Annotated in this window: 14 protein-coding genes and 1 CRISPR repeat array (1 of these 15 only partly in view); of the genes, 8 read left to right on the top strand and 6 right to left on the bottom strand. The window is 31.6% G+C overall.

What is annotated here, in order from left to right:
* Positions 1-306 precede the first annotated feature (306 nt).
* The 3 genes from hisH to ON24_RS06050 form a co-directional block, all read right to left on the bottom strand.
* On the bottom strand, positions 307-903 hold the full coding sequence (gene hisH, locus ON24_RS06060) for an imidazole glycerol phosphate synthase subunit HisH (protein WP_016357746.1): 597 nt from the start codon (positions 901-903) through the stop codon (positions 307-309).
* 426 nt (positions 904-1,329) lie between these two features.
* Entirely contained in the window at positions 1,330-2,418 is a 1,089-nt protein-coding gene (cfbD, locus tag ON24_RS06055) for a Ni-sirohydrochlorin a,c-diamide reductive cyclase catalytic subunit (RefSeq protein ID WP_040682304.1), read from the bottom strand.
* A 360-nt stretch (positions 2,419-2,778) separates the two neighbouring features.
* Positions 2,779-3,966 carry a redox-regulated ATPase YchF gene (locus tag ON24_RS06050; protein ID WP_040682303.1) on the bottom strand — a complete coding sequence of 396 codons (1,188 nt, stop codon included), beginning with the start codon at positions 3,964-3,966 and terminating at the stop codon, positions 2,779-2,781.
* 601 nt (positions 3,967-4,567) lie between these two features.
* Between ON24_RS06050 and ON24_RS06045 the strand changes: the two genes are divergently transcribed.
* The 3 genes from ON24_RS06045 (at position 4,568) to ON24_RS06035 (ending at position 8,923) form a co-directional block, all read left to right on the top strand.
* Positions 4,568-5,638 (top strand): metallophosphoesterase, encoded by a 1,071-nt coding sequence (locus ON24_RS06045; RefSeq protein WP_040682302.1) that lies wholly within the window; start codon positions 4,568-4,570, stop codon positions 5,636-5,638.
* Between the two features lie 514 nt (positions 5,639-6,152).
* Entirely contained in the window at positions 6,153-8,177 is a 2,025-nt protein-coding gene (locus tag ON24_RS06040) for a phage holin family protein (protein ID WP_050553578.1), read from the top strand.
* Positions 8,178-8,281: 104 nt separating this feature from the next.
* Positions 8,282-8,923 (top strand): cobalt-precorrin-7 (C(5))-methyltransferase, encoded by a 642-nt coding sequence (locus ON24_RS06035; RefSeq protein ID WP_040682301.1) that lies wholly within the window; start codon positions 8,282-8,284, stop codon positions 8,921-8,923.
* Between the two features lie 398 nt (positions 8,924-9,321).
* Here the strand turns inward: ON24_RS06035 and ON24_RS06030 are convergent, their stop codons facing one another.
* The 3 genes from ON24_RS06030 to ON24_RS06020 form a co-directional block, all read right to left on the bottom strand.
* A complete protein-coding gene (locus ON24_RS06030) occupies positions 9,322-11,955 on the bottom strand; it encodes a DUF7507 domain-containing protein (protein WP_040682300.1) in 2,634 nt (877 codons plus the stop codon).
* Positions 11,956-12,020: 65 nt separating this feature from the next.
* Positions 12,021-12,446, bottom strand: a complete 426-nt coding sequence (locus tag ON24_RS06025) for a hypothetical protein (protein WP_152411894.1) — start codon at positions 12,444-12,446, stop codon at positions 12,021-12,023.
* Positions 12,447-13,077: 631 nt separating this feature from the next.
* Entirely contained in the window at positions 13,078-14,088 is a 1,011-nt protein-coding gene (locus ON24_RS06020; RefSeq protein WP_040682298.1) for a TRC40/GET3/ArsA family transport-energizing ATPase, read from the bottom strand.
* A gap of 437 nt (positions 14,089-14,525) precedes the next feature.
* Between ON24_RS06020 and ON24_RS06015 the strand changes: the two genes are divergently transcribed.
* The 5 genes from ON24_RS06015 (at position 14,526) to cas1 (ending at position 21,741) form a co-directional block, all read left to right on the top strand.
* Entirely contained in the window at positions 14,526-14,972 is a 447-nt protein-coding gene (locus ON24_RS06015; RefSeq protein WP_040682297.1) for a DUF2115 family protein, read from the top strand.
* A gap of 356 nt (positions 14,973-15,328) precedes the next feature.
* Positions 15,329-16,141, top strand: a complete 813-nt coding sequence (locus ON24_RS06010; RefSeq protein WP_040682296.1) for an NAD+ synthase — start codon at positions 15,329-15,331, stop codon at positions 16,139-16,141.
* Positions 16,142-16,326: 185 nt separating this feature from the next.
* The gene (gene leuS, locus ON24_RS06005) at positions 16,327-19,194 is read left to right on the top strand and encodes a leucine--tRNA ligase (protein WP_040682295.1); all 2,868 of its coding nucleotides are present in this window, start codon (positions 16,327-16,329) and stop codon (positions 19,192-19,194) included.
* A gap of 1,186 nt (positions 19,195-20,380) precedes the next feature.
* Complete coding sequence (cas2, locus tag ON24_RS06000) at positions 20,381-20,629, top strand: CRISPR-associated endonuclease Cas2 (RefSeq protein WP_050553577.1); 249 nt, start codon at positions 20,381-20,383, stop codon at positions 20,627-20,629.
* A 104-nt stretch (positions 20,630-20,733) separates the two neighbouring features.
* Positions 20,734-21,741, top strand: a complete 1,008-nt coding sequence (gene cas1 / locus ON24_RS05995) for a CRISPR-associated endonuclease Cas1 (RefSeq protein WP_040682294.1) — start codon at positions 20,734-20,736, stop codon at positions 21,739-21,741.
* 612 nt (positions 21,742-22,353) lie between these two features.
* Positions 22,354-26,664: a CRISPR direct-repeat array (repeat unit 30 nt; unit sequence ATTAAAATAAGACCATTATGGGATTGAAAT); it runs 5,307 nt beyond the window's last position.

The following is a 26,664-nucleotide window of genomic DNA, read 5'->3' as shown; positions in this document are numbered from 1 at the left end:
ATATAACTATAAAAAAAATTCATGATTTAGAAAATAATCTGAATTCAAAAGAAATAGTTATTGACGACCTTTTATGATTTTTTTAAAACAATATAAAATATAAATCATAAAGATTGTTTTTAAAATTATAAAAATCTATAAGGAAATATTAATTGAATCAAAAAACATGAAAATTATTCCTAAAATTATAAAAATCCATAAAAATATCAATGAATCAATTTAGAATAATTCTAAAATAGGCAAAAATAAAATAGAATTTTCAATTAGAATAATTGAAAACAGCTTCTATAAAAATGGAAGGTAAACCTAATCCTTAAGGTTTACAAAGTTTTTAAGTATTTTAAGACCATGTACCCCACTTTTTTCTGGATGGAACTGTGTTGCATATACATTATCACGCCATAACGCTGCAGTTAAATCAAAACCATAGTCACAGGTTCCAACAATCACATCCCTATCATCAGGTTCAACATAATAGGAGTGTACAAAGTAGAAATATTTACCATCCATGCCCTCAAGTATTGGACATGGTTTAACAAGATTCAATTTGTTCCATCCCATGTGAGGTATTTTACGACCTGGAGGCAATATCTTCACATGACCTGGAAACACACCTAAACCCTTAACATCAGGTGTCTCATCACTGGTTGAAAGAAGTACCTGAAGACCTAGACAGATACCTAAAAATGGTTTTCCATCATTAATATGTTCGTGAATTACATCCCTGAAAGGTTCGATATTTCCCATCGCTGAACCAAAGGAGCCTACACCTGGAAGCACCAAATATTCGGCATCGGCTATTTTCTCAGGATCATCTGTAATCTCAACATCCACCCCGATCTTTTTAAAACCATTTGATATACTTCTAAGATTTCCACTTTTATAATCAATAATTGTAATCATTTTCTCCACAGCCATAATAATACAGAATAACTATTCTCAACCACAAACAGTCCATTAACACAATAGTTTTTAAAAATGAATCCTTTAAAGCACAGCCATATTTAAAAATGGATCATTCAAAGTGAAATTACTTAATCCTTAATTGTATTAATCAACAAAATATCCCGAAAGATATAGACCAATAATTATCCCTAAATTTTAAACCTTAATAATATTTTATTTAAAATAGATTAAAAAACTTACTAAAAAAACATTCAATTTAATTAGAAACAGATTACCATTTAAAATATTACCCTGTTCGTATCAAGTAAAATTAGAATTTGTTAAAAAAATTAGTAAATGGAAAAAAATCAGGTAAATTTTTATAGGGAACAAATAGGGAAAACAGCTAAAAAATAATCCATAGATGAATCTATATAAAAAGCTTTAATCCTCATTCTGCCAATCTATAATAGATCTTATCATCATTCCAAAGTCGGAATCAACAATCGAATCCACACCAAGTGTTTTTGAATGGGCATCGAGTTCCGCTACAACATGGTCATAGCCATCCTCCCTTAAGGCCTCCACAAGTCTTGGACCATCTGTAACTGCAATGGATTCACCTGGAACATTCTCTATCTTAAGTGCATGTGGAACACCTACCACAACGGTTAAGTCCGGATCATATTCCTTTAAAATCTCCTCTGCCTTGTTGGCGGTTATGGGATATTCATCAAGACCACCTGTTATATAATCAAACTCCACATTGGATTCTTCCTTAAGGTTAGCCTTAACATTTACGGCATGGGACCTGATTCTGGGAAGGCCAATGTTCTCATCGAGGTTTCCGATAAACAGTGGCTTATTATCGGGATTGATCTTTCTATAATCAAAGTTTAGAATGTCAGCAAACAGATATGATGTTTCTTTCTTAACATTTAAGACAAATGCCACCTTTCTACCTTCCCTTATGGAGTCCACAATGATATTTCCAATCTTTTCCTTGTTGTCCCCAAAGTTAGGTTTTATATATTTGCCCTGGGCCATTCCCCTTGTTTTCTCTACCTCGGTTGCCTGCCTTAACATTTCAATCTGTCTTGCTGCCTCCTCCTCAGGTATGACACCATATTCTGCAGCACGTTTTAGGACTAATATAGCCCCCTCTGTATTGTCTCCTTCTCCCAAACCTGCATGTACCTCGACAGGTATGATTGTGCAGTCCAGATCTGCATTTTCCGCTGCACCTTCTAGGTCCTCACCAATAATCATACTTGCACATGTTCCGACAATCCCCATGAGTTTCGGATGGAACATCTCATATGCCTTGTTTAGGGTGTCTTCTAGTTTCTCACCTGCACCTAATATAAAATCGTTTTCACTCATACCGGTCGTTAAGACCCTTACTCCATCACTTTCAAGAAGTCTGCTTGTTCTAAAACAACAACCTTTCGGACCATGCATTACAATTACATCGACATTCATATCTCTTAATGTGTATAATGCCGCAGCTATAGGACTTGGACGTGGATGCATTCTTTCACCTTTTCAATAATTTTTTTAAATATAGTAATAATTTCAATATGTTGAATCTTCAGTTTTTTAAATAATCTGGTTTAAAAAGAGATTCCATATTAAAGACTTTTAATTAAGGATATATTTAAGATTAATTTTATTTATAAGTTTTAAGAGTTGAGTTTCATATAAAGAAAAGTTTCTAGAGGTAGGTTTCAAGTGTAAAATCCGCTGAAATGGAATGGTTTATAGATGGTTAAATAGCTTAAAACATTATCCAGAAATGTTTAATATGAAAAAATAAGTTGATTAGTTAAATAAATCTTAAAATCAATTCAACAAAAGCTCGAACAAAAAAAAATTGGATTTAGAGTATTGAAACTAGGTAGTTACAATACTGATAATATCCCCATCCTCAAGTTCATAGTCACTTGAGATTCTCATGTTCTTACGTGCGTCTATTGCATATAGGAACTTATCACCAATGTCTGTGTGGATAACATATGCAAGCTGATGTGGAGTGGAACCCTTCTTGATTAATATAGCATCAGGCAATACATTACCCTTCTGATCTGAGTATTTATGTTCATCCTGTACAGGATAGACAGCTATCATATCCAATAGGTCAAATATTGCTGTATTAAGTGCTTTCTGAATACCAGTACTACCATATACATCCAGGATATTGGTTTGAATATAGTCAAGAGCTAATTTCTGGTTTTTGCTCAATTTATCCTCTTCCAATATCTCAAATGAGGAGTCACCTGAGGTGTAACTAATGAGTCCTGATTCTGCAGCCCTTACAAGTGCAAGCTCTGATTCAGCAGAACATGGAATCACATATGGATATTTTTCCTGAAGTCTCTTAATGTTCTCGGATGCAGTAGGTAAATCCGCCTTGTTTGCAACGATAATCATAGGTTTTGAAAGATGTAATATATTTCTTGTAAGCTCTATTAAATCCTCCTTTTCCCATTTAGTGTAATCTGGTTCAACCTTTCTTTTTGCCTCGATTACATCCTCGACAGTAATTCCTGTACCAGATAATTGTTCATAGATTACCTTTGCAACATCCAAATGTTCTGCACCGATTTTACGTGTAAGCCTTACCCAGTTTCTACTTAGAATTCCATATAACCACATGACAATCTCGGTTTCCATAAAGTCCAAGTCATCTAACGGGTCATGTGAACCAGCCTCGACCGGATTTCCCTCTGCATCGGTTGAACCTGAAGCGTCAATCACATGGATTAGGACCTTTGCCTGCATTAGGTCATCCAGGAATTTATTTCCCAATCCCTTACCTTCATGTGCTCCAGGTACTAGACCTGCAACATCGATGAGTTCAACTGGTATGATTCTTTTACCGTCTTTACAATCTGAATTTCTAGGGTTACATGTTACACCAAGTTCCTTACAAGGACATTTAGAGATTACATGTCCGATAGCTATGTTTGCATCAATGGTTGTAAATGGATAGTTTGCCATTTCAACCTTTGAGGCTGTAGCTGAATTAAAGAATGATGATTTTCCTACATTTGGTTTTCCTGTTACCGCAATTTGTAACATAATATCACTAAAACAATAAATAAATAATCTGCCTAAAACAAAAAGATAGTTTTTAAGCCAAAATAACAATAAATAGTTTTTTAAAAAATAATGTTTAATCTAAAATTAAATCTATTTTTCTATATTTATTTTTCCAGATTTATAAATATTATTATATAATATATTGAGGAAATTTTTGACAAATCATAGAATCAATTTTCAAAATGAATTAATATTAGAAGGAAGTATATCCATTTTTTAAAACCAGAACAAACCCCGGATTTAGATAATTTCAAACAATAATTAAAGGCATTTCTAAAATGTTTTTAAGATTATTGAGGATAATCTAATCAAAAACAATTAATAATTCAAATATATGAAATCTTAATGTTATCATGTATATCCATATGGTTAATTACCACAGTTTTAAACTTTTTTAAAAAGCCATCAGAAAAATGAATTTTAAATCCTAAAAAAATTCTTAAATAAATTAAAAGACAATACTTAATTAATTAAATTATTAAAATTTGAAAGATTGAAGACAGGTTTTAATAATTTAATTATAAACTTTAAAGCCAAAATAACTTTTTAGCTAATTTTAAACACAAAAAAGGTTAATTAAATGTCAGAAGATAAACCAACTGCACTAGCTGCAAGACAAATGATTCAAAAAGCAATGACGGTAACACGTGAAAAGATTGTGCCGATGGAATTTGATGAAAGTGTATATGATATTGTTGAGGTTAATGTTGAAATCAAAGACCTGGATCCGATGTTTCATAACTATAAGATTGTAAACTTGTCTGACCTACATCTTGGCCAATGGTTAACAGCAGAATATCTTGAGGGTGTAATCGAGATAGTGAACAAACAGAAGGCAGATATGATAGCACTTACAGGAGACTATGTATCCTATATTTTAGACGATGTTGCAGATGATCTGGAAAGATGTCTTTCAATGCTTAAGGCAAAGGACGTGTCACTTGCAGTACTTGGAAACCATGACCACTGGACGGACCCCGATAGAATTAGGGAAATATTGAAGAATGCAGGCATCATTGATATAAGCAATAATGTCTATACAATCGAAAGAAGAATGAATAACAGAACTGCAAAACTTAATGTTGCCGGTGTGGACAGTACAATGCTCAACAAGGAGGATCTGGATAAGGTTATGGAGGAACTGCCTGAGGAGGGTCCTGCCATTATGTTGGCTCATGAACCAGACTTTGCAGACATTACATCACTTACAGGCAGATTTGCACTTCAGATATCAGGACACTCCCATGGTGGACAATTCATCATACCTGGTCTCAATACCACAATACTTAGAGGAGAGGGTTCCCAGAAATATCCTGTCGGGGAATATAAAGTTGGGGACATGATACAGTATACAAGCAAGGGATTGGGCACCAACGTTTTCTGGCTTAGAATAAACTGTGCTCCTGAAATCACCATATTCAAATTAAAAAGTCCCGAGGTTGAGGATAAGGAGAATAAAAATCATAAAAAGCCAATCTATATAAGACACAGCAATCAGAAGAAGATCTTCCCAACAAGGGAGGATGTTGACAGATTCCTGAATCCAGATGACATTGCAGATTTTATTGAGGGCAAAATCTCACAGATAGCCAATAATCTAAATCCCTTTGAGGACAATGACAAGTCAAAGGATGAAAGAAAAGATAAATAGAACCAATGATTAAATTGAGAGAATGAATATTATAATTTTCAGTTTAAAACAGACTAAATTGTCTTGGAAAATAAATATTATGATTTTCCAGTTTTAGAACGGATTAAAATAATGTCCAATAGAACAACTATTATAATTTTCCAGATTTAGAATAGACTAAAATAATATCCAAAATTATAAAAATGTTCATAAAAAAGAATTATAATATAAATTCGTATTATAAATATTTTACAATATAAAGATTTAATCAAAAAAATCTTAAAAAGATAATTCAATTAGAGTTCTAAATAAGTCATAAATATAAAAAAAATTGAGTTAAATAACCTTACGGAAATAATTCAATTCAGATTATAAATATTTTATTAATATAAAAAAATTGAATTGCAAACATCTAAATATAAAGATATTATCTAAATTTTCAATAGAGATATAAAAGAACATAACAATATTTGGTGAGAACATGAGCAAGAAAGATAAGTATGATCCTGAAACCATTAGAAGAACACTTGCCAGAATGCCCGAGGATTATGAACCAAATATTGAGAAGTTCTCATATAAAGACTTTGCAATAAGGACAATTGTAATATGGATAGGTAATATAATTGGTTTTCTAATCGTTGCCCCTTTCAATCTGGGACTGTATGTAAACAGCATTGAAATGGCGATAATCGTTGTAACCCTGGTAGGTATTGTAAACGCATTGCTCTGGCCTATTCTAACACGGGTGTTTATGCCGTTTTTTGTATATACCTTTGGAGCCGCATCACTTATCTTTAATGCACTGTTCTTCTATATTCTAGCCTTCTTCATAAAGGGTTTCGAGATAAATGGACCTGCATTGTTTCTGGTACCGTTTCTCATGGCAGCCATAAACACAGTTCTAGCAGGTATCGTTACCATTGACGACAACAGTTCATATTACAGAGGCATTACAAGGGATGCATTGAACAGCAGAAGAAAGGAATCATTGAAACAATACAGTGGACTCATCATTCTCGAAATCGATGGACTTGCATATGACATATTAATGGAGGCCATTGACAAGGACTATATGCCCACACTTAAAGGATGGTTGGATAAGGGAAGCCATAAGGTCAAAAGATGGGAGACAGATTTGTCAAGCCAAACCGGTGCAAGCCAGGCAGGAATACTACATGGAAACAATAGGGACATTGTTGCATACCGCTGGGTTGAAAAGGACAATGGCAACAGGATCATGAGTTGTGGAAGCTTCAACAACACAAGCATAATGGAGGAGAGGATTTCAAATGGTAATGGACTTCTTACAGATGATGGGGGAAGCCGCTGCAACCTCTTCTCAGGTGACACCGACAATGTGATATTCACGCTATCCAAGGCATTGAACATACAGAAGATGTTCAACAGTGCATGGTTTTCAGTGTTTGAAAACCCTAACAGTTTTGCACGTATATGTGTACTATTCTTATATGAGATAATCCTGGAGGCATACTCCCAGATTAAACATACCATAAAAAACATAAGGCCACGTATCAGAAGGGGATTCATATATAACCTAACACGTGCAGGAACCAACGTATTTTTAAGGGAGGTCAACACCCACACCATCATATGGGACATGATGAATGGTAAGCTAGATACAATCTATGCAACCTATCTTGGATATGACGAGATTGCACATCACTCCGGCATAAGGGATGAGGATTCATTCAGATGTCTTAAAACATTGGACAAGCAGTTCAAGCGTATTAAGGAGGCAAGCAAGTATTCAAGAAGGGACTATGAATTTGTAATCCAGTCAGACCATGGACAGAGTAATGGTGCAACCTTCAAACAAAGATATGGAATAAGCTTTGACAAGTATGTGAGAAGCCTGCTTCCAGAGGACATGAGTTTCTACAGTCTAATCAATTCTGATGACGAACTTAGGGATGTTTTCATACCATTGAACAGACAGATTACCTATATGAGGAACCTGTACTCAAACAGTCTAGAGTATATTGAGAAATACAGTCCAAGGCAATACAAGATCCAGAAGCCCGAGAACTCAGAGGTAATCGTTCTAGGTTCAGGAAATCTTGCATTGATATATCTGACACAATGGTCACATAGACTAAGCTATGAGGAGATCATAAGCTATTTCCCGAACCTCATACCAGGACTTGTTAAGAACAAATACATCGGATTCATACTTGTAAACTCAAAGAACAACGGTGCCATGGTCATTGGCGAGGATGGAATCAACTATATTGAAAAGGGTGTTGTACAGGGCGAGGACCCACTTAAAAACTTCGGTAAAAATGCCAGCTATCATTTAAAGAGAACAAACTCATTTAAGCATACACCGGACATACTTGTAAACAGTTTCTATGACCCTGAAACCGATGAGGTATGCGCATTTGAGGAACTGGTTGGAAGCCATGGAGGTCTTGGAGGAAGTCAGACAAGGCCCTTTATAATGTATCCCTCATACTGGAATCTAGATGGTGAGATTGTTGGTGCAGAATCCATTTATAAAATATTGAAAAGAGAAATCAATAATCTAAAGTTAAGAGAATAAGAAGCAGATTGCTATTCTAAAAAATAGATTATTACCTTAATATAAAATAAACAATAAAGTTTATACTAATTTATATAAACCTAAAAACATGAGGAATTAAGAAGATGTCAAAATTATACATTGTTGGGATTGGACCTGGAGATTTCGAATATCTAACCTACAAGGCAGTGGAAACTGTAAAGAATGCTGATATTGTAATAGGAAGTAAGAGGGCCATTGATCTATTTGATGAGGTGAATGAGAAAATCATATTCAATGTCAAGAACCTACATGGAAACCTTGAGGAAAGTGTGGACATTGCAAAGGAAGGCAAGGATGTTGCACTACTTTCAACAGGAGATCCCGGTTTTTCAGGACTTCTAAAACCGATTCTTGAAATATCAGAGGAAAAGGGCTTTCCAAGGGAAAACATCGAGGTCATACCAGGCATAAGCTCACTTCAGCTTGCATCAAGCAGATGCAAAATCCCATGGGACAGTGCGAATATCATGACGTTTCATGGAAGGGAAAACATCGAGGACATACTTCCAATAATAGACAATGGATTGGAAACCATTGCGCTTCCATCAAGAAAGGTTAAAGACATGGCCCAGTTTCTAATTGACAATGGGGCAGATCCCAATAGACAGGTCATAGTCTGTGAAAGATTAAGCTATCCTGATGAGAGGATATTTAGAGGCAGCTTAGAAGAGGTAAGCCACTCTGAGTTTACCTATATGTGTGTTATGGTAATATTAAATGAATAACTGACTAAAGTCCAGTGAGGTATATAGGAAAACAATTGCAACCGAACCGAAAAGCAGTATTAAAATAAAGAAGATTGCAACTCCATATCTAATCCATTTCTCTTTTTCCATGTTTTAATATATAACTGGATAAAATAAAAAACTATGTATCAATCAGAGCAATAGATAAAAAAAGCATATTGATATATTGAATATGAAGATTTTTAAAAAAAAGATTTTTATATTAAGCTCTATTTTTTAAGTAATAATTAGATAGCTATTAAACATTTTTAAGCTAATAATAAAAAACAATTAGATAGCTATTAAAAAGTTTTAAATCACCGTAAAAACTTTAAAAAATAAAAATCCCAACTAACAGAGATTTTATAAAAAAAATAAAAAACAAAAAGGGATTAAAACTATTTTTTGCCTTTTATGTGAACCGTACCGACTAAACATAAGGAAACCAATAATAGATACAATGGATTACCAGTATTATAGTTAACATGGCAAGCTATATCATCCATGTTTTTACTAGTTGCTGTTTCGGTTCCATTAATGGTTAAGTTGGACTCTGTCATATTGGTCTTATTGGTAGTTGAATTGGATTCTGTCTTGTCAGTGTTGTTATCTGTTGAGTTGGTGATGTTTCTAACCTCTGTTGTATTCATTGCAGACCTGTTTCCAGTTTCGTTAGATGATGCTACAACAATGTTTGTTAGGTTTCCAAGTTCTAAAGTTTTAAAGTAAACTGTAAAGCTAGATGATTCACCTGGAGCTAGGACTTTATTCAAGGTATAAACATTATTATCCTCCCTCCAGTCCACACCATCAAAATGGCTGAACTCTAAGCCATCAAATGAACTTTCTGTAACCTGAACATTGGACAGATTACAATCACCGGTATTTCTAACCACAATAGTGAAGCTGGTTAAGTTACCAACATATACCACCTTAGTATTGGTTATCTTAAGAATTTCCAATCTAGGATCAAAGACCACTGTTCTATTTGTTGAATTAGACAAGGTTCTATTGTCAAATCCTGCTGTAACATTATTTGTAAATGTACCGTTACCTGTTGTATTGAATAATAGAATCAAGCTTACGGTCTGGTTTGGAGCAAGTAGGGAATTCAATACAAATAGACCATTTGTATAATTCCAGTCTGCACCTAGGCTTCCACTTTCAAATCCTGTAAACACCAATTCCTTATCAAAGTCGGAATCATTTACAAACACATGGCTTAAAGTAGAGCCACCATTGTTAAGTACGGTTATATTAAATCTTACAACACTTCCCTTTGAAACATTGGTGTCCAATGTCTCTTTTACAACTGTAAGATTATCAAAGAATGGTTCCAATCTGAACATCACCATATTCTGGTTGTTGTTTCCATTATAGAAACTTCTAAATACCATATACGCATTGGTTCCATTACTTAAAGTCTTGATAGCATGGGTTGTATTTACACGGAAACCACTATTGTAGAGATTTACCACATTTTGAACCTTCGGGTTGGTGCTCTGTGTAAAGTCACCATCCGTAAAAGTCCAAGTCAAGGTTTGCATCTCGCTTAAAGCCTTTTTACCCTCATCAGACTGATTATCGGACAATGTCTCATAGTAGACATAGTATAGAATCTTTAGATACTCCTCAACATTGGTGTTGGTTTTATAGTTGCAAACGGTTCTTAGTCCGTCACCTAATGATCCTGAATCTGGCGGCAGGTTATAATGTTCCAGACAGAAGCAATAGAAACCGTCTGATGTGATTGATTGCATTTGAGCTGAAATATATGGATAATTATACTCCTTCAATGTGGTGCCGTCAATTAGGGAATTGATGAGAGTTCCATTGGTAAATATCTCAATACCATATCCCTTTGAGGCCTCATTATTTATAAATGTGGAATTATTGATAAGTCCACCGTTTATAAATAGAGCAGCACCCATTTGAGCCTTGTTGTCTGTAAATGTGCTATTTACCACAGTTCCATTTCTAAGACTTACCGCTCCACCATAACCTCCTGCAGTATCGTTTACAAAACTACAATTTATTATATTATTATTTAACTGATCAGCCACTAATGCGCCACCACCTAAATAAGCGGTGTTATTTGTAAAATTACTGTTATTTACTGTTATGGAACCATCACTTGAATATAAAGCTCCACCTTGATATGATGCAATATTGTTTGTAAATACTGAGTTGTTTATATCCATATTCTTTATGGCATAAATAGCTCCACCATTACCATATGGACCTGTAGTCACATTGTTTGAAATGAATCTAGAGGATTCGACCTTAGCATAACCAGAATAAACTGCTCCACCAAGATTGTTACCACCACTAAGATTATTACCAGTATTGTTTTCAAATGTGGAATCTATTACAGTTAAATATCCATAGTCATAGAATGGCAAGTATTCACAGTATACTCCACTACCATAACCCGCAGTATTGTTTATGATACTTGAATTTATCATGGTCAAGTTTCCACTGACAAATACTCCCCCACCAAATTCTGATGCTAAGGAGTTTTTAATGGTGGAATTTATTAAATAGGCATTGGTCCTATCGGCAAATATTGAACCACCTGCAGAGCCCAATGCTGTAGATGACCCTGCCCTTGCCATGTTGCCGTCAAATAATGAGCCAGATATATAGAGTGTGCCTCTTTCCATGTGTATTGCTCCACCGTCACCGCCATTTAATGAGATACAATTTGTAAAGGTTGAATTGGTAATGTTCAAGTTACCATTTACAAAGTATATGCCACCGGTAGGTGAGGCTGTGTTGTTAGCAAATAGAGAATTTATAACTGTAAGGTTGGAATTATTAGACTTTATAACACTTCCTCTTCCACCTGCAAATGTAAACCCATTGATTATCACACCAGTATTATTAATTATAAAAACTGAGTTAGATCCGGAAGGGATAATTACAGGATTGTCCATACCTTCCAATATGATATTGGAGTTTATTTTAAGGTTTGATTCTCCATAATCTCCTTTCTTAACAATTATCCTAGTTATACCATTAGCATTTGCCAATTGGATTCCATGGACTATCGTTCTAAATGGTGAATTCTCACTACCGTCATTTGAATCACTACCATCTAGGAAACATAGTATGTTACGGGATTTTCATCCTTTAATATTTCATCACTTTTAATGGATGTGTTATCAGGTATTATAGTATTGTTTGAAATATTAGAACCAAGTTTTAAGACATCTATTTCATCTGTATTCCCATCTTCATCATTAACTGTAGTTTCATTAATAGAAGATGTGTTAAGAGGAAATGTTTCAGCTTTAGAACTATTATTTTCTACAATATTGCCTTCAAGATTAAAGCTATTATCTTCTGAAACACCCATAGAGGAATTATTGTTAAGATTAACAGATACATTATCAGCAACGGTGGCTGATTCATTATCAACCATCAGGTCCAAATCGCCTGTTGAATTGTCTGCTCCTGAAATAGAGGTGACTGATATAATTACTAGGGAAATCAATAACATAAAGATTAACGAGTTTTTCAATATTTTCACCTCCTATTAATTTTTTTAAAGAAGAATTGTACCAAACTAAGATATCTTTAAAAAATATTAATAGATTATTCAGAATATTTTAAAAAAAATTTTTTTTCAATAAGCCTAAAAAAAATCACACTAATAATTTTAATCATAAAATAGATTTGTACAATAAAAACTTTCTATATTATATTATTTATAAGTAGGGATTTTGAAAAATTTATAAAAAAAGTTTAGGTATACCTAAATGTTTATATACTAGTTTGTTCTAAGTATTATACAAGAAGTTTAGGCATACCTAAAAATCACATTACCTTTAAAATTTTCTCTCTCAAAAATTTAAAAAAAAGGTTTCGTTTTCATTACACACAAGAATATTATCTGCCAAGGAAAATATTATTATGCTTTAAATTTCTTAGATAAACACCTGGATCAAAAGTCAAAAATATATAGCCTTAAATCACACTCTTAAAAAAAATTAGAAACTGACTTTTGATTCAAAGGAGTTTAACTCTTTTTATATCAGATTTTTTTTATATTGTTGAAAACTTATAATGAGCTGTTTTTATAGTGCTAAAAAATTATAATGAACTGTTTTTATATCTTAAAAATTAAAAAAAAATAATTAAAAGTAAAGATACTATAATTGGATAGCCTCATGGTGAATCTCATCATTTTCCCTACCTTCATAGAGAATGTCACCAAATTTGGTTAATTTATCAATGCCCTTAACCTCATCCTTAAATAAGGGAACCTGGGTAATCTCCTTATCAGAGAACTTTTGATTGATTAATGCAAGACGTTTCTGCTGCAATTTATATCTTGAATGGCAGAAATCACAGTCATCGATATCAGGCATTACCTGGTTTACAATGATACCGTCGGTTGTCATGTCAAATTTATCCAATGATTCGATAGCCCTCTCAGATTCATAGATTGACATCTCCTCAGGAATTACAACCATCTTAAATGTGGTCCTCTCAGGATCTGATAAGATTTTCTTAGCCTTCTCAACATCTTTTTTGGTCTGCTCCAATTCTGCAGCTGTTTGCTGTTCATCCACATCCATAAATGGAATGATGCTTTTGATTTTGTTTGCAGCCTCCCCAAGCTTTGCCTTGGCCTTCATCATTCTTCCAACCCATGATTCCATTAAATCCGGAAATGAAAGTAATCTTAAGGTATGTCCTGTAGGAGCAGTATCGAATACCACCATGTCATAGTCATCACTATCATTATTAATGATACGCATGAACAATTCAAATGCCGCAGTCTCATCAGCACCTGGAGCAGATGATGCAAGGTCCATCTGATCTGACAATAAATCCAATCCCATTGCAGTATTTTTGTCGGTCAATGTTTTACGTGCATCTATTTCCCTTTGTTTTTCTTCCATTGCAACATCTGGATCTATTTCCATACCCCAGAGGTTTTCTGTAATGAATTTTGGATATGGTCCAATGTACATCTCAAGTGAATCTGATAGGGAGTGTGCAGGATCTGTTGATACAAGTAATGTTTTCTTACCATTACGTGCTAACCATAATGCAGTTGATGCAGATACTGAGGTTTTACCTACCCCACCTTTTCCACCTACAAATACAAAGGTAGTTTCATCTTTCTTAAAATTGAATAAGTCTTTAAATGCCATAACGATTCCTCTATAAGTTTTAGCTATTAAGTAATTAAGTATTGATTCTTTATTTTTATAAATTTAAACTATGGATTAATTAAATTTATAATTTAAACTTAAAAATTATAGATCCAAACCTAAACTAAATAAATATCTAAGTAGATTCATAATTCTAATTTAGAAATTATAAATAAACTAAGTTGTTTAATGCTAAGTTAAATTTATAAAAAAATTTTAGAAACTTTTAGTAACTAAAAGTAATTATTATAAAAATTATATTTTCTAATATATAATCTTTTTTAAAACTTGACTATTATATATAATATATATTATTATAGTAAGTTAATTTAAAATACAAAATTGAATTTTAAAATACTTAGATAATTTTTTTAAAATAGTCTAAAAATAATAAGATAAGAAAGTGTAGTTTAAAAAGTATAATACAGTTGAATACTATGAATACTAAAGAGCTATTTGATGAAATATATGAATACATGATTAATTATGACCATGTAAGAATGCCACACGGATATTCTACAGATGCAATAAGCCTACTTACAAGATATAACTATTATACCTATAAAGAAATCATCAATAGAAAACATCCTGGAAGTTTAAATATAGAAGTGGATGACAAGAAAGTAAATGATTTTAAAGATAGAGTTGACTATTATTTTGAAGAGAACTCACCAGGTGATTATGAGTATAGGGATTTTATAAAGTATATTTCAATATATCTGACTTTTATTGTTAAGAAGTCCCTACATCCAGTTGGTATAAAATCCAAGGACATGACTGTTACAAAAGAGAACAATAAATTTTACTGTACTGGAAAGAAGAGGTTTATTAAGGACAAGAATTCTTTATGTAAGTACTGTGTTAGTAGGTCAAAGAGCAATTAATGATATCCATATAATAAATCATTAAAAAACAGAATAAAAATAATACAGATAAATGGAATTTGAATGTTTAAAAAAAACTTGAAAAAAGTAAAAAATCATTTTTATTAACATATGACGATTTATCCAAACAGTAATTAAAAGAAATTAAATTTTAACTATTTTTCACTATTTAATTTTAAAACCCCTTATAAATACCATTTTTAAGAATCCCTGATTAATTTTTAAAAAATCATTCTAGATTATCAGACTATCACATATAAAAAATCACTATTATAAAATAATTTTAAATAAATTAAAAACAATATATAATACATTAATATATTTTTATAAAAAAAAATACTGAATATGTGATTTTCATGTATACATTACCTAAGCTAGATGAAGAGAAAGTAAATGAGGAAATTTGCTTATTTATACAAGACAAGGTATCAAAGGCAAATTGTGATGGTATAGTTATAGGTTTAAGTGGAGGTATAGACTCCACTGTTTCAGCATACTTATCTGTTGAGGCTATTGGATGTGAAAACGTTTTTGGAATACACATGTATTCATCAACAACACCGAAAGAAGATACAGACCATGCAAGATTAATGGCAAGACTCCTGGATATAAAGTATAAAGAGGTCAATATTGACAGTATCTCAGATGAGTTTATAAAGATGGCACATAGAGACGGTAAATACAGTGACGATGCTGTACAGCTTGCAGATGGAAATCTCAAGGCAAGAATCAGAATGTGTTTACTATACTATTATGCTAACCTAAGAAATTCATTGGTTGTAGGTACTGGAAATAAAAGCGAGCTTTACATTGGATACTTCACAAAATATGGTGATGGCGGTTGTGATATGGAGCCTATTGGAGACATATATAAAACACAGTTAAGATCACTTGCAAGAGCATGGAAAATTCCAGAGGAGATCATTGTAAAGCCTCCAAGGGCAGGATTATGGCCTGGCCAGACTGATGAGGATGAGATAGGTTTAAGTTATGAACTTTTAGATAAGCTCTTATATATGGCTATTGATAAGAATTTGGACAACAAGACAATAAGAGACAGTCTTAACATTAGTGACGATACAATCAATCTAATTAGAAATAAAGTAATAAATAGCCGTCATAAGATAGAGGTTCCGGAATCTCCTAAGGTATCCGATTTTAAGATTTAAACCTTGTTATTTTTTTATAAAAAAAGATTATTTTAAGAAAAATTAACCAAGGAACAGATGATTTATCTGTTAAATCTTTGGTTAAAAATTGTGTTTATATTTATTTAGATAAAATTAGCTTATTTTATAGGTCAATTTTTAATATTACGTACTTAACTTTAAAAAGATAGAATAATGGTGATTTAGTGTCAGAGAATATTGAGAAAAAATGGCAGAAGAAATGGGAAGATGCAAAGCTATTTGAATCAAATCCAAATGATAAGAAGAAAATGTATATTACAGTAGCTTTCCCATATCCAAGTGGTGCAATGCATGTGGGACATGGAAGAACATATACCGTTCCAGATGTCTATGCGAGATTTAAAAGAATGGAGGGTTATAATGTTCTATTCCCAATGGGTTGGCATGTAACTGGAGCTCCTGTTATTGGAATTGCAGACAGGATTAAAAACAAGGATCAATGGACCCTAGACTTATATGAAAACGTACATAAGGTACCTAAGGAAACACTTCCAAAATTGGCGGATCCTATCAATATTGTAAAATACTTCTCAAGTGAATATCATGATGTTATGAGCAAGATGGGTTATACCATTGACTGGAGAAGGGAATTTAGAACCATCGACCCTACCTTCCAGAAATTTGTCACATGGCAGATGAAAACACTTAAAAGCAAAGGCTTAATCATACAGGGGGAACACCCTGTAAAATACTGTCCACATGACGAGAACCCTGTTGGAGACCATGACCTTCTTGAAGGGGAAGGTATTGGTGTTAATGAACTTACACTTCTAAAATTCCCGCTTGAGGACAAATTCCTTGTAACCGGTACCCTAAGACCTGAGACCATCTTCGGTGCAACCAATATCTGGTTAAATCCTGAGGTCCACTATATTCTAGTTGAAGTTGAGAAAGGCAGATCAGAAGGTGAGAAATGGATAATGTCCGATGATGCATACTACAACATCTCAAACCAGAAGGATTTAAAGATCCTAGGAGATATCGACCCTAAAGAAATCATTGGTAAAATCTCCAAAAACCCCGTAACAGGTGAAGAGATTCCAGTATTCCCTGCAAGCTTTGTAGATGCAGAATATGGAAGCGGAGTGGTATTCTCAGAACCTGCTGATGCACCTGCAGATTATATCGCACTTCGTGATTTAAAGAACAACGCGGAATTAATCAAGGAATATGGACTTGAGGAAGCTGTCCTAAAGGCCGAACCTAGAAATGTCGTAACCGTTAAAGGTTATGGCCCAATCCCTGCAAAGGAAACCATTGAAAAACTAGGCATTGAAAACCAGGACGATCCCAAGTTACATGATGCAACCGAGGAATTATATAAGACAGAACACAGTAAAGGTTATGTAAGTGACCACATACCTAAGTATGGTGGTAAGAGAGTTGCATATGTAAGGGATGAGGTTAGAGATGATTTAATAGAAGAAGGATATGCGGACATTATCTATGACTTTGCAGAAAGACCTGTTATCTGCCGTTGCGGTCACCGCTGTGTTGTAAAGATATTGGATGACCAATGGTTTATGAAATACTCCGATAAGGAGTGGAAAGGAAAGGCCCATGAGGTTCTTGATGGGGAAACCATTATTCCATCTGAGGTTAAGTCAAACTTCAACTATTATATTGACTGGCTAGATGACTGGGCATGTTCCAGAAGGGTAGGTCTTGGAACCCGTGTACCATGGGATAAAAAATGGCTGTTTGAACCACTTACAGATTCAACAATGTATATGTCCTACTATACAATAGCTAAATACCTAAAGGATATGGACCCTGAACTTCTAAATGAGGCATTCTTTAATAAGGTGTTCCTGGACATTGACTCCGATGACATCAAGGTCGACAGTGAGACCGTAAGTAAAATCCAGAATGAGTTCAACTACTGGTATCCTCTTGACTGGAGATTATCTGCAAAGGACCTTGTTGGAAACCATTTAAGCTTCCTGATGTTTGCACACTCTGCAATATTCCCTAGGGACAAATGGCCTAAGGGTACCGTTGTATTTGGTATGGGTCTTCTTGAGGGAAACAAGATGTCCTCCTCCAAAGGTAATGTAATATTACTTAACGATGCAATAGACCAATACTCTGCAGATGTAGTAAGATTGTTCCTCATGAGTTCAGCAGAACCATGGCAGGATTTCGACTGGAGGGAAAAGGAAGTAAAAGGTACTCAAAGAAGACTCCAATGGTTTAGGGAATTTACATCCAAAGTAGATGAGGTTGCAGGTGGAAACCTCAATCTATCTGACATTAAGGAAGTGGAGCTTACAAGGAATATTGATAAATGGATGATAGGCCAATTAAACAAACATATCAAGAATGCAACAGAGGCACTTGAGGTGTTCCAGACAAGAAAGGCATCACAGGAAGCATTATTCTTACTTAAAAAGGATGTGGACCACTACCTATACAGGGTAAAACACATTATCGATAATGGTGATGAGGGTGTTATCTATGTATTATCCACACTTCTGGACAATTGGATCAGGTTACTTGCACCATTTACACCACATACCTGTGAGGAATTATGGTCCACCTATGGCGGTGAGGGCTTTGTATCAGAGGCATCCTGGCCGGAATATGACGAGTCCCTAATCAGTGACGAGATCAGCACCTCCGAGGCACTTATCCAGAATGCTGTACATGATATTACAGAGATTGAAAAGATGGTCGATACAGATGTAAGTAAAATCCACCTATACCTTGCACCGGACTGGAAATGGGATTTATATAAAATAGCTTCAGAGGTTGGAAAACCTGACATTGGTCAGATCATGGGAAGGGCCATCAAAGCAAATATCTACTCCGATAAAAAAGCAATAGCTCAAAACGCTAAAAAGATTAGCCGTGAGATAACCAAAACCCCATATGTTGGAAAGATTGATGAGGAGTCAATCTTTGAAGACGGCAAAGCATATATGGAAGAGGAATGTGGTAGTGAGATAGTCATCCATACCGACGACTCCTATGATCCACAGAACAAGGCCCGTAATGCAATGCCATATAAGCCAGCTATATTTATTGAGTAGTTTAGTAAAATATAACATTAAATAGATTTATGTATTAAATTTTAAAATTAAATGTTTTAGATAAATTAATAGTTAATTTAGAATTAAATTAACTAACTTTCTTCTTATTTTAAGCTTGAACTTCTTCAAAATTCAATTTTTCACTTAAAATATAAAACCATTTTTAAAATAAAAATTTTCTATTATCAGACAGATTTTTTATTAAACTCAATCTTTAAACCTGATTGAAAATTAACTTATTTTATAATTTAAAAGTAAAATTAAAAAAAAATTAAAAAATATAAAAGTAAAAATAATTAGAAGAAAATTTTAGAATTATAAAAAAAATATTAAAAAAATTCTACGATACCCCATATTTTAATCAGTATTTCAAGTGTAAAAATCGATGAAACTTCAATTAAAATTAAAATAAATATAATTTTAAAAATTTTCTTTAATCTAAATATAAAGATTAAATTAGAATCATTTTAATCCATGCCAATTAAAATAATTATTTTTTTAATATTTAATAGATCTAATAATTTCTTAAAATATTTAAAAAATTTTTATAATTTTCTACAAATTGAAAATTTAAAAGACAAATAACTATTTATTTTTAATTTAATAGTTTAACTATCCTTATTTAACTTAATGAAGAATAGATATTAATTGTGCAAGTCTCAGCAATTTTTATGTTTTAATACTTTTTATTTAATTTTTATTACAAAATTTATTTTAATTTAATTGATTTAAATTAAATTTAACGTGGTAATTTTACTCAATTATCTAAAACATTTATTATTTTTTTAATTAGTCTAAATTTAAATAAATAATATCTTCATATTTAAATAGAAATCTTTTTATATAAATTGTGCAATACTTTATAAACAGAGGTACTTTTAGAAGACTTGCACAAAAATCTGAAAAAAGAAGGATTTTACATTCTCTAAAGGGTACTTTCAAGAAAATTTTTTGACTATTGCAAAACATAATCTAATAAAACAAGGATTGCGACTATTTCATATATTATCAACTCGGTTTTCTAATTTTTGTATTGCAAAACATAATCTAATAAAACAAGGATTGCTACACTGGTAAGGACTCATGATGATAATTACTCCGGTTCTATTGCAAACAATAAGATTGAAAAATTTTATATTTTTAATTACTTTTTATACATTTTAAATTTTAGGGGGAATTTAAAATTATGGTTTTTGTAATGTACGATATCTCTGAAAACTTAAGTCGTACTCATTTTATAAATAAATTACGATACTATGGACTTATAAGAGTTCAAAAATCTGTTTTTTCTGGTTTTTTAGATATTGATGAAAGATTAGAACTTATTAATGATTTTGAATTATATCTTTCATCCGATAATGACAGTATTATGATGATACCTGTTTGTGAAACCTGTAAGGATTCTATTTTTATTGAAGGTGATCCTCGCTTTTGAAAATAGCTTCAGACAACGAGCTTCTGGTAAGGATTCTATTTTTATTGAAGGTGATCTTGACCTGCCTAAAAAGGAGAGCTTTATGATATTTTAAAGGTGTTATTATGAGATTGGTTATAGATGGTTTTGGCAAATCAGTAAGCAAAAGGGATAATCAGATTATTATTAAAGAAAATAATAAAGAAATCAAATATTTTAGAGCCAAGGACATATCCCAAATACTATTTACTGGTAAAGGTTCCATTACATTTGATGCATTAAGCCTTCTTTCAGAATATGATATTGACTGTGTTTCTATAAATTGGAAAGGGGAGGTAGATTATAGATTGTCTCCTCCTGAAAAGAAAAATGTCATTATAAAAAAGGAGCAATATTATTCCCTACTTGATAAAAGAAGTGGCCAAATAGCTAAGGAATTCATAATAAGCAAAATAGAAAATCAAAAAGCAGTACTTGGAACAATAGCCAAATCAAGAGATAATGATGAATATTTACTTGACATAAAAAATAATCTAAATATAGAACTTCAAAGACTAAAAGATTTGAAAGTGGATAAAATCGGCAATATTAGATCAAGTATCTTAGGTTATGAAGGTCATGCCTCTTCAGAATATTGGAAAGGAATCTCTTATATAATAAATGATGATTGGGGTTTTATTTTAAGAAGTGGTAGAGGAGCACAAGATCCGGTAAATTCACTTCTAAACTATGGTTATGCAATCTTACAGAGTACTGTTTGGAAAGCAATCTATAATGTTGGTCTTGATCCATATTGTGGATTCCTACATTCCGAGCGATATGGGAGAGTAAGCTTAGTATTTGATTTAATGGAGGAATTCAGACAACAAATAGTGGACAAAACAGTGCTATCCATAATTAATAAAAACCAACTTAGTATAGATGATTTTGAATTCTATGAAGGCAATATTAGAATTGGAGATAAAGCTAAAAAAACACTCATTTCTGGAATATATAAAAAATTTGAATCTAAAATTGAATTCAATAATAAAAAAATAGCCTATCAGGATATCCTATTATACCAAGCAAGATTACTTACCAAATATCTAACAGGACAGGTTAAAGAGTACACAGGATTTTACAGACGATGGTGATTTTAGTTAAATTTTTTATGAAATTAAAACTTTAATCTAAAGTAATAGATAATTTAATTTAGTATTTAAATTAATCCTTAATCTTTTAACCATATTTTCAAAATAATGGAAAATATTATTTATTTTAATATATTTTTATACTAAATTTCAATTTTAGATTTTAAAAAAATATATTAACTCAAAATAGGTTCTTATTATACATAACATTTATTTTCTAATTTTAATAAATTATATTTAAACAAGTTAATAGAAATAATAATATACTCTTTTTTAAGTATTTCCCTAAATTTTAAATAATCTTTTTTATGTTAAGATCTTAATAAAAAAACTGTTAATCTATATATAATGATATAAAATAAAAAAAACATAAAATTAAAAAAATGTACAAAATTTATAAAAAAAGAATGTTTAAACATTTATAATTAAATATCTCATAAATAATGGATAAAAAATTAAATAATCAATCTTAAGACTATTAAACAAAAATTAAAAACTAATATCAAATATTTTAATCTATATAAAATAAATTCTATTTTAATATTCAAAAATTTTAAGTTATTAAAAGAACAATAATTAATTGGAAATAATAAATTTTAAGAAAATTTCCAGCCTATTAAAATAAGACCATTATGGGATTGAAATTATTCTCTCCGTGTTTCTCCAATATTCATTAATATATTAAAATAAGACCATTATGGGATTGAAATATGATTTTGTTATTTACTTCTAATTCTCCAGTATGAATTAAAATAAGACCATTATGGGATTGAAATGTGCTTAATGCCCCACTCCATGAGCCATCATAGATGATTAAAATAAGACCATTATGGGATTGAAATCGACTTAAACTGTATCTTTAATCTAAGTGATATTGTATTAAAATAAGACCATTATGGGATTGAAATACCTCAAAAGTTGCAGATGAAAGAATCAACAGAATAATATTAAAATAAGACCATTATGGGATTGAAATTATATAATTCTGTAATTTTGTATACAGTAGTGTATAATTAAAATAAGACCATTATGGGATTGAAATGTTACTAGTCTTGAGATTGATTTATTTTTTGCTAAAATTAAAATAAGACCATTATGGGATTGAAATTTATTCCTAATCTCAACAGATTTATCCCATGGTTTCATTAAAATAAGACCATTATGGGATTGAAATCATAGAAAAACATATGACTTCTGTGTAGATTTACTATTAAAATAAGACCATTATGGGATTGAAATAGTAAAGGGAGACTTTTTGATAATATGAATCTTCAGATTAAAATAAGACCATTATGGGATTGAAATGTTCTTTCTATATCATGGGTCTAAAAATGATTGTTTATTAAAATAAGACCATTATGGGATTGAAATTGAAGTTTATCTCTTTCCCTATTCAATATTTCCTCAAATTAAAATAAGACCATTATGGGATTGAAATAATTATATATAATATGCTGCATGTTCAACGGATCAAATTAAAATAAGACCATTATGGGATTGAAATCTTATAGGTTCTTCATATAATTCATAGTAATTAAAATTAAAATAAGACCATTATGGGATTGAAATAAGGTCAAAGCATACCAATGATAATAGAAAAACAAAATTAAAATAAGACCATTATGGGATTGAAATAGTATAAGGGCGATTTATGAAAACAATAAAAGAATAATTAAAATAAGACCATTATGGGATTGAAATTTCTACACTAACTCTACCCATGTTCCTGTAAACTATATTAAAATAAGACCATTATGGGATTGAAATATATCTGTGAACGAAGTAAATCGTTAAAGGTTAACTTATTAAAATAAGACCATTATGGGATTGAAATACCAAAAGGAGTTGATTATCAATACCATGATTCAGATTAAAATAAGACCATTATGGGATTGAAATATCAGAATTGGTTTATAGTTATGATATTACCTTTGAGATTAAAATAAGACCATTATGGGATTGAAATACGGTTCTTGGGAATAGACAATATTCAATATACACCAAATTAAAATAAGACCATTATGGGATTGAAATCATTATATACTTGTGTTTCGGGAGCATTATATTCAAATTAAAATAAGACCATTATGGGATTGAAATATGTTTTCATTAGTAATGCTTTTAGTTTGCAGATGTATTAAAATAAGACCATTATGGGATTGAAATATATCTTAAAGATAATCGGAAACATATGAAAAAATGATTAAAATAAGACCATTATGGGATTGAAATTAGAATAATATAAAGTCATTAGTAGCATCTGTGATTATCCAATTAAAATAAGACCATTATGGGATTGAAATATACTAATTTTAGTTATCTTATTATTTAATATTATCATTAAAATAAGACCATTATGGGATTGAAATGGAAAGTAACAATCAAGGACACATACACAGTCGACAATTAAAATAAGACCATTATGGGATTGAAATTCATTCTTTTCACCCCCATAACATTAGTTTAGAAAATTAAAATAAGACCATTATGGGATTGAAATTCAAATATTCCAACTAACAAATTCAACCTTAAATTAATTAAAATAAGACCATTATGGGATTGAAATACGGCATTACATAATGCACACATCAGATGTGCCTGATTAAAATAAGACCATTATGGGATTGAAATTAATAAATGGTTTTAATGCTTTATTATTCTCATCTAATTAAAATAAGACCATTATGGGATTGAAATAGAAACAATTCATCAATGTCAACAACAAGGCGGATGATTAAAATAAGACCATTATGGGATTGAAATCTCATCCTACCTTGCAAGTTAGATCATAAGATTAATTAAAATAAGACCATTATGGGATTGAAATCTGTTAAGCTGTATCTGTTCAACCTGTGCCCTTTTATTAAAATAAGACCATTATGGGATTGAAATGGACATTATCAAGTGCCTTCCTATAAGTGTATGAGATTAAAATAAGACCATTATGGGATTGAAATGTGGTATGAAGTGGAAACCGTTCAACACATTGTCGAATTAAAATAAGACCATTATGGGATTGAAATCTAAAGATTATGTTCGTACATTCGATGACATAGATATTAAAATAAGACCATTATGGGATTGAAATGTTCCAGAATGTAGCCTCAGTAATACCCGCATTAAGATTAAAATAAGACCATTATGGGATTGAAATTTATAAATTACTTTTTTAGATCATCAAGTTTATGATTATTAAAATAAGACCATTATGGGATTGAAATTATGGTTGCAGTAATATATTCGGTTTTGCAACTCCTATTAAAATAAGACCATTATGGGATTGAAATAGATACCTTACTGGTGGTGAAGAAAAGCAAAACAATGATTAAAATAAGACCATTATGGGATTGAAATGGAAATATACAGTCTCAGTGGTCCCACATTAGTGAAATTAAAATAAGACCATTATGGGATTGAAATTTACAATGAAGGACCTGTATAGGTGTTTTGACTGTTGCAGATTAAAATAAGACCATTATGGGATTGAAATGAATATACAGTTACAAATGGATATAATCAAGTAAAAATTAAAATAAGACCATTATGGGATTGAAATTACCTTACAATAGAGTATGCTATGGGTGACCCCAATTAAAATAAGACCATTATGGGATTGAAATGTTTTTGTTACTGGTTCTGAATTTAAAGATGCAGATATTAAAATAAGACCATTATGGGATTGAAATAATTAGTATGGATTTAAGTAATTTATTTAAATCCTAATTAAAATAAGACCATTATGGGATTGAAATATACTTGCTGCTTTATTATTATACCTTCCTAAGACTTATTAAAATAAGACCATTATGGGATTGAAATGAATATCCAATCAGGCTATGAAGGATGCTTATATTGCAATTAAAATAAGACCATTATGGGATTGAAATTATATTAAACGACGGTTTATATATTAATTGTTTTTAATTAAAATAAGACCATTATGGGATTGAAATATTCTTCAATTTGTATGTCTCATAGACCAAATCCAAATTAAAATAAGACCATTATGGGATTGAAATACAATAAGGTTACCAGTATTATTCATTTCTTTTAGCTGATTAAAATAAGACCATTATGGGATTGAAATGTTACCAAGTCTGATGGTGCTGTTCCATTACTGCCAATTAAAATAAGACCATTATGGGATTGAAATATTTATTTTTTATTTATCATGTTTACTTTCATATAAATTAAAATAAGACCATTATGGGATTGAAATAACTGTGAAAGTAGTGATATAGTCTATGATGAACAAATTAAAATAAGACCATTATGGGATTGAAATTTGCCCAGCAGCTTGACTATCTTCTGCTAATTCAAATTAAAATAAGACCATTATGGGATTGAAATGGAGAAAGCAGCTATGGGTATAGGTTGTGGAAATCAATTAAAATAAGACCATTATGGGATTGAAATGATAATACCTTATAGCCTTCAACACTTGCACTGTATCATTAAAATAAGACCATTATGGGATTGAAATAGTGGATTATCAAAACCATATTTTGTTAGTTTAGAAATTAAAATAAGACCATTATGGGATTGAAATCATTATTATGTGCCTGTATATGTACACCGAGTCTTCATTAAAATAAGACCATTATGGGATTGAAATTAAAATATAACCCTCTTTTTCTATTTTAGTTGTATTGATTAAAATAAGACCATTATGGGATTGAAATATCCGAATAATTGCAAATGTCTGTGAAAACAGAGCAATTAAAATAAGACCATTATGGGATTGAAATCAGGAAATGTTGCAAATTTCTATGTACTTGGTCCTAATTAAAATAAGACCATTATGGGATTGAAATGTATTGATTCCCGTCCTTGAGTTGGTGGGTCAAGTATTAAAATAAGACCATTATGGGATTGAAATGATAATGCCCCAGAACGGATAAGGCTTGTTGTATCTAATTAAAATAA

Origin of the sequence: Methanobrevibacter boviskoreani JH1 (genome assembly GCF_000320505.1) — an archaeon.
GTDB classification, from domain to species: domain Archaea; phylum Methanobacteriota; class Methanobacteria; order Methanobacteriales; family Methanobacteriaceae; genus Methanarmilla; species Methanarmilla boviskoreani.
This window is presented reverse-complemented; position numbering and strand designations above follow the sequence as displayed.